Annotated in this window: 1 protein-coding gene; it reads left to right on the plus strand. The window is 67.1% G+C overall.

From position 1 onward, the window contains the following. The first annotated feature begins 83 nt into the window (after positions 1-83). Positions 84-1,231, plus strand: a protein-coding gene (locus BC102111_RS17485) for an IS3 family transposase (RefSeq protein WP_100227560.1) whose coding sequence is annotated in 2 segments (ribosomal slippage) — positions 84-354 and positions 354-1,231 — 1,149 coding nt in all. Because the reading frame shifts where the segments join, the coding sequence is not laid out codon by codon here. The last annotated feature ends 16 nt before the right edge of the window (positions 1,232-1,247 follow it).

A 1,247-nucleotide genomic window follows, 5' to 3' on the forward strand; every position in this document is an offset into this window, starting at 1 on the left:
TGGGCTGACCCCGGGATGTAGGTCCAGTCGTTGTGTGAGTCGTCTTGATGCTCGCTGCTGCGGGCAGGAAGACTGGTCTCATCATGACGAACACGAGGAAGCGGCACACGCCTGAGCAGGTCGTGCGCAAGCTCGGACAGGCCGACCGGATGCTGGCCGATGGCGCGGACGTCGCGGCGGTGTGCCGCGAGCTGGGCGTGTCGGAACAGACGTACTACCGGTGGCGCAACCAGTACGGCGGGCTCAAGGCCGACGACGCCAAGCGCCTCAAGGAGCTCGAGAAGCAGAACGCCACCCTCAAGCGTCTGCTCGCTGAAGCAGAGCTGGAGAAGGCGGCGCTGAAGGAGCTGGCAGAGGGAAACTTCTAGGCCCGGGCAGGAGGCGCGCCGCTGTCGCTCACCTCATCGCGAAGATGCGGGTGAGCGAGCGGATGGCGTGCCGGCTGACCGGGCTATCCAGGTCCGCCTACCGGCGCACCCTCAAGGCCGATACCGTCGCCGACCCCGACGCCGCCTTGCGTGAATGGCTGCGCGGTTACGCGAAGAAGCACCCCCGCTGGGGCTACCGGCGCGCGTGCCACGACGCCCGCGGCGAGGGCTGGCAGGTCAACCACAAGAAGATCCAGCGGCTATGGCGCGAGGAAGGCCTACGCGTGCCCCAGCGACGTCGCCGTAAGCGCATCGGCTCCTCGACCACGGACGCCCCCAAGGCGTGCGCCCCGAACGTGGTGTGGGCCATCGACTTCCAGTTCGACGTCGACGAGGCCGGGCGTCCGATCAAAATCGCGTCGATCGTGGACGAGCACACCCGGGTCTGCCTCGGCGGCCTCGTGGAACGCTCCATCACCGCCGACCGTCTCACCGACCATCTCGACGACCTCGTTAAGCTGCACGGACCGCCCGCGGTCCTCAGAAGCGACAACGGGCCCGAGTTCATCAGCCAGGCGATCGCCGACTGGGCCGGCACCCGCACCGGCTTGTCGTACATCCCGCCCGGCTCGCCGTGGCTCAACGGCTACGTCGAGTCGTTCAACTCCCGCCTGCGCGACGAGTGCTTGAACATCAACAGCTTCTACTCACTGCTGCACGCCCAGGTCGTCATCGGCGACTGGAAGGTCGAGTACAACACCGTGCGACGCCACTCGGCGCTGGGCTACCTCACCCCGGCCGACTATGCTCGCCACTGCACCCACGAAATGGAACCCGACGACTCACACAGAGACCGGACCTAACAACGGGGGCGGCCCA

Origin of the sequence: Brevibacterium casei CIP 102111, from assembly GCF_900169275.1 — a bacterium.
GTDB classification, from domain to species: Bacteria; Actinomycetota; Actinomycetes; order Actinomycetales; family Brevibacteriaceae; genus Brevibacterium; species Brevibacterium casei.